This window comes from Pseudonocardia sp. EV170527-09 (genome assembly GCF_008369905.1).
Taxonomy (GTDB): domain Bacteria; phylum Actinomycetota; class Actinomycetes; order Mycobacteriales; family Pseudonocardiaceae; genus Pseudonocardia.
Genome location: NZ_VRMC01000168.1, coordinates 1 through 4,818, shown reverse-complemented (window position 1 = coordinate 4,818; position 4,818 = coordinate 1). Strand labels below are relative to the sequence as shown.

Below are 4,818 nucleotides of genomic sequence, written 5' to 3'. Positions count from 1 at the left end.
CCACTTCACAACCGGAGGCCTTCGTCTGTCAGCCAGACTCACCGCCCCCGGACGGGACAACCTCCCTGGACATCACACCTAGAGGCGCTAGGCGAGCGCGTCACCGCTGCGATCGCCGCGATCGACACCGCCGTGGTCCTCGACGTCGACCACGGCACCGCGCCGGGCCTCACTGCCAGTGTCGGCGCGGCGGGGTGGCCCGACACCGCAGACAGCATCGACCAGCTGCTCACCCGCGCCGACGCCGAGCTCAATCGGGCGAAGTCGCAAGGTGTGGGCATCGTCAGCGTGGCCACGACCTCGGTGACCAGCGAAGCAGCCGCGATGGTGGCACGCACCAACCCAGGGGGCACGCCCCGCTGACGGCATTGATCCTGCTCGTCGGGGGAGACGACAGCACACCCATCAGTAGCGTTTCTCCATCAGATCACTACTGGTTGAGCCTCCCTCGGGGTAGACCTACTGTGATCGGTTTCCGGGCGAGGGGGACGAGATGCGGGCACGCAGACGCGCACAGAGCGAGGAGCCGGCGAGCTGGACCGAGCTCGTCGCGCGTGCCCGTCGCAAGCTCCGTGACGAGGGGCTCGACCCCTGCCCGGAGTCCGAGGTCGACCTGGAGGCATTCGCCGAACGCCTCGGCCAGACCCGTGGGCTGACCATCCGGCTGCTTCCGGTCGAGCTGGGAGCAGCCGCCCGCGAGCTGTGCGGGCTATGTACTGTCCCCCGTCCCGGCGTCGCGGTCGTCTTCTACGCTCACGCTGCCAGCGAGCTCGCCCGACGCCACAACATCGCCCACGAACTCGGTCACCTGTTCTTCGACCACCAAGCCCGCAGCGCCCGCTTCCGGCCCAGCTTCAGCACGGTGCTGTCGGACTCCCAGCAGCGGCTCAGTGCCTGGATGGGCACCGATCCGTCCTACGGCGCGCACGACGAAGCCGAAGCCGACTCCCTCGGCGCGGCGCTGTTGGGCTACGGACCGACCAGACGATCACACCGCTGGGTCGCCACCGCCGAGGTGCGCGCCGCAGCGTCCCGTCTGGAGTCCGCATTTACATGAGGTCCCGATGCACCTGACCCTGAGCCTCGTCGCTGCGACCACGCTCCTGCTGGCCGCGGTGCTGGGGCTGCGACGTCGAACACAGCCCGCGGTGGGGATCACCGTGGCGGCCTTCTTTGCTGGTGTCGCCGCGGTGCTGGGTGCCATACCGCTCCCCGAGATGCCGACGTCGCGGGCGTACCTCGCCGCCGGAGTCCTCATCGCGATCGGCCTGGCGGGCACCGGCTTGTTCACCACGGCGTCAGCTCTCTCGCGCCGGCTCTACGCGATCTCCCCGATCGCGGCAGGAGGTGGCGTCCTCCTCGGTCAGATCCTGCTGATCGTCGACGGGGCCCTGCACCCGCTCATCGAGCCCCGGACCGGTGGGAGCTGCAACCCCCAACTCGCCATGCTGACTGGCCTCACCCTGGCCTGGCCGATGGTCGGTGCCGGGGTTCTGATCGGGCACGGCCGCCGGGTGCTGCGCTACATCCCCAGCACCGCCATGCAGACGACTCTCCGATTGTCCGCCGCACTGTTCGTGGCAGCGCTGTCGGCACTTGCGGTCCTCGCTGCGCTCCAGCTCTTGCCCGCTACCAGCCCAGGCGCCCGAGGGGTGATCGCGGCCAGTGACGTCGTCATGCTTTGCTGCGCGACGCTGCTCGGGCTCGGGCTCGTCGCCACTCGGCTCAGCATCCCACTGCAACCGGTCATCGAGCAGATCCGGGCAGCCGTCCTGTTCCATCGGCTCCGCGGGCTCGAACAAGTCCTCGTATCAGCAGTCCCGAGTTGGAAGCAGAGTGAGGTGATCGCTCAGCCGAGCCTGCTGCGAGAGCGGCCGGACGCGGCGCTCTACGCGCGGATGGTCGTCATCTGGGACACCACCCGGGCTCTGCTCAGCAGAGTTCCCACCCAGGTGGTGTCCGCAGCCGTCGACTTTGCTCACGAGAACGGCTCCGGGACCTCCCCCGACCGCCGGGCGGCGCTGGCCGAGGCCAGCTGGCTGGCCTGGGCCCTTCGAGGTGAGCTCGGCGACGGCCCGGACGCGGCGTTCCAGGTCCTCGATCCCGAACTGCCGCCACGCACCGGCGAGCTGCTCGCCGAGGCACGTCTACAGGTCGAGGTCGCCACCCAGCTGCGTCACGGGAGGCTGGTCGAGCCTTTCCTACGCCATCTCCTCACAATCGAAGCTCAGCACGACCCTCAGGCTGCAGGCGCCATGCGGCAAGACCTCGATCGTCAGCCGGTCATACGGGACTCGTAGCGGAACAGTACGGCCAGCTGGGGGACCGAACGGCGCACGTCACGTGAGGAGGCGACGGCCAACACCGTCAGGTCGTCCGCCGCAGCCCACAACTGCTCGGCCGAGGACAACTCGCCGTCGTGAGCGCGTGCGGTCAGATGCGCGATGGCGGCGTCGTTGCGCGGGCTCAGGTGCGCGATCCGCCACAGCAGATGACGGGCTGCGGCGAGGTAGGCGTCATCCGACCTGGGACCTGCTGGCCGTCGAGCTCGGCGAGCAGGTCCCAGGTCGGCTCCCCGACTGCCGGACGCACCGCGAACAGCGGACGCGCCCCTTCCCGCTCCCGGACCGCCCGTTCGCGGCTGCGCCTTCGGGACGCCCAGGCCACGAAGCCGACCGCAGTAGTGACCAGAAGAAGCACCAGCAGCGCCTCGGACGCCAGCAGGGCCGCTGCGCTGAGCCCGCCACCGACCAGCAGTGAGATCACGAGCAGACGTGTCCGATGCGGAACCGGTGCGGACGCCGTGTCGGCGGCGTCGGATAACAACGCCATCATCAACGGTCCGGGCAGCAACGGGTCGGCGACGACCAGCTGCCCCGCACGGGGCAGCACCGCGCCCCACCAGGTCAGCTTGACGCTGGCCGGTACGGAGGCGGGAGCTCCACCGAGCTGCCGGCTGTCGCGTGCGGTCACCTGCGCAGCCTCCGTGAACACGTCGCTTGCCTGCCTGAGCCCGATGGCGCACTCATCCAGCGGGATGACGCTGCGAATACAACATATCGCGCCCCGTAGGACTATACGAACGAGCGCCCCGTCACCTGGTGAGACCAACCACCTACACGAAGCGCAACGGATCCTGTGACGCCAGGTAGCTGCAGACGGCAAAGGCAGGATGACGAGAGTGATCGGCCCGGCTGTCGACCTCGCCGAGAGCGTGACTTAGAGCCGAGATCGGTACCCCTGCGCTCAGCGCGAGCGAGACAAAGGTTTGCTCCAACGCCGCCGGGGTCACCCGCCGATCCAGACCGACCGCCGCCGAGATCGCGGTGAGGCGCGCAGCGGCCTCCGCCGGCGAGAGCCGCTCACCGGTGTCCAGCGCACGCAACAACGGGCCTTCCGAACGCCCTCCGGTGCACTGCGTCAGGGCCGTTGCAGTCGCCGCCGCGAGTGGTACCACCGATCGGCGACCCCACCGGCGGGGCAGACGGACCACGCTCAACCCGCCGGTCGAGGCCAGGTGCTCGATGTCCAGACTCAGCGCTTCACCCACCCCGAGTCCGTTCACCGCGACCAGGAGGAGCAGACCCAACGTCTGCTTGTCGGTCATCTCCGCGGTGTCGAGCAGCCAGATCAGCATCGCGGGTTCGAGGGGCGCGTCGGCATCTGCCGCGGGAGTCCCCGGCGTCGCCGCCGACGGGCCCGGACTACCCGGCGAGGGGCCCGCAACCTTGCTCACCGCGGACCGGAACTGATCCAGCACGGTCTGGGCGCGCTCCATGTGCCGGTAGGTGCGCCCGAATGGATCCGTGGAGAGGAAGGCTTGGACCGCCGTGGGATCCAGAGCCAGCGGATCAGAGCCCATCCGACGGCACCACCGCTCCCATGCGCCGAGTACCTGACGCGCTGTACGACGTGCGCCACCCTCACTGGCGCGCGACACGAACTCCGCCGCCAGCTGGGGGAAGTCCACAGCTCCAGCGTCGTCTGCGCGCCCGGTATTGCCGGGGTCGTCTCTACACACGCCCTCATGCTCCCGGTCGTGCTGAGGTACCGACGGCCCGGGCGGGGAAGAGGCGGACGCAGGACACCCAAGGCCCGACCCGCACACTAAACGAACAACACCCGCGAACAGCTGATCGGAATGCTTGAACCGGCACGGGGCGGCCTGCGTCGGGGTGGCGTCATCGCGCGGTAGAACTACGGTCGGCCTTCTCGAGACTCGGGCGACCGGCCGGATGAAGGGGGCAGAGTGGTGGCGCAGGGGGACTCGGCGCGGTCGCGGTCTCTGGCGGACAAGCTGAACTACCTGTTCAGCACACTCGAGGCGGAAGGGCGGCCCTCCACTCTGGACGAGGTTGTCGCGGGCATCCGAGCATCCGGCGGGTCGGTATCGCGAGGGACGTTGAACCACCTGCGTCTGGGGCGTACGACGAACCCGTCGAAGGCGACGCTGGAGGACATCGCCCGGTTCTTCCAAGTGCCGGTCAGCTACCTGCTCGACGACCCGTACGCGCAGGTCAGCACCGAGGATCTTGAGGTGCTGCAGGTCGTGCGGCAGGCAGAGATCGCCGACCTCGTCCGGGCCATCGGTCACCTCCGGCCGGCGACCCGCCGCGCGCTGGAGCAGGTCGTCGCCGATCTGCGGGCCATGCAGGCGTCTGGACCCACGGAGCGCACGGACCGCCCCTGACCTGCCCACTCATCCGGCAGTGGGGCTCCCGACCAGCCGCGACGGACGGGGTGTCGACGACGGCCTGAGACTGACCCCCTGACGTCGGATTGGGATTGACCCCTTCTGGGCGACGCTGAGGGGGTGTT

The 4,818-nt window shown here is 69.3% G+C and carries 5 protein-coding genes and 1 pseudogene; 4 read left to right on the top strand and 2 right to left on the bottom strand.

Annotation, left to right across the window (positions count from 1 at the left end; translation table 11 throughout):
• From FVA95_RS32280 to FVA95_RS27470, 3 genes and pseudogenes are all read left to right on the top strand, one after another.
• A pseudogene (locus FVA95_RS32280) lies at window positions 1–363 on the top strand (hypothetical protein); the annotation flags it as partial.
• Between the two features lie 130 nt (window positions 364–493).
• Window positions 494–1,057 (top strand): hypothetical protein, encoded by a 564-nt coding sequence (locus tag FVA95_RS27475; protein ID WP_149666711.1) that lies wholly within the window; start codon window positions 494–496, stop codon window positions 1,055–1,057.
• A gap of 7 nt (window positions 1,058–1,064) precedes the next feature.
• Window positions 1,065–2,300 carry a DUF6545 domain-containing protein gene (locus FVA95_RS27470; protein ID WP_149666710.1) on the top strand — a complete coding sequence of 412 codons (1,236 nt, stop codon included), beginning with the start codon at window positions 1,065–1,067 and terminating at the stop codon, window positions 2,298–2,300.
• A 166-nt stretch (window positions 2,301–2,466) separates the two neighbouring features.
• Here FVA95_RS27470 and FVA95_RS27465 read toward each other — a convergent pair whose 3' ends face one another.
• Both FVA95_RS27465 and FVA95_RS27460 read right to left on the bottom strand, forming a co-directional pair.
• Window positions 2,467–2,973: a hypothetical protein gene (locus tag FVA95_RS27465; protein WP_149666709.1), complete on the bottom strand. Its 507-nt coding sequence runs from the start codon at window positions 2,971–2,973 to the stop codon at window positions 2,467–2,469.
• 142 nt (window positions 2,974–3,115) lie between these two features.
• Entirely contained in the window at window positions 3,116–3,970 is an 855-nt protein-coding gene (locus FVA95_RS27460; protein ID WP_149666708.1) for a hypothetical protein, read from the bottom strand.
• A 279-nt stretch (window positions 3,971–4,249) separates the two neighbouring features.
• Between FVA95_RS27460 and FVA95_RS27455 the strand changes: the two genes are divergently transcribed.
• On the top strand, window positions 4,250–4,690 hold the full coding sequence (locus FVA95_RS27455; RefSeq protein WP_149666707.1) for a helix-turn-helix domain-containing protein: 441 nt from the start codon (window positions 4,250–4,252) through the stop codon (window positions 4,688–4,690).
• Window positions 4,691–4,818: the final 128 nt, after the last annotated feature.

Excerpts from the sequence above, each read along its gene's own strand:
- FVA95_RS27475 (WP_149666711.1), top strand. The coding sequence starts at position 494 with ATGCGGGCACGCAGACGCGCACAGAGCGAGGAGCCGGCGAGCTGGACC.
- FVA95_RS27470 (WP_149666710.1), top strand. The coding sequence starts at position 1,065 with ATGCACCTGACCCTGAGCCTCGTCGCTGCGACCACGCTCCTGCTGGCC.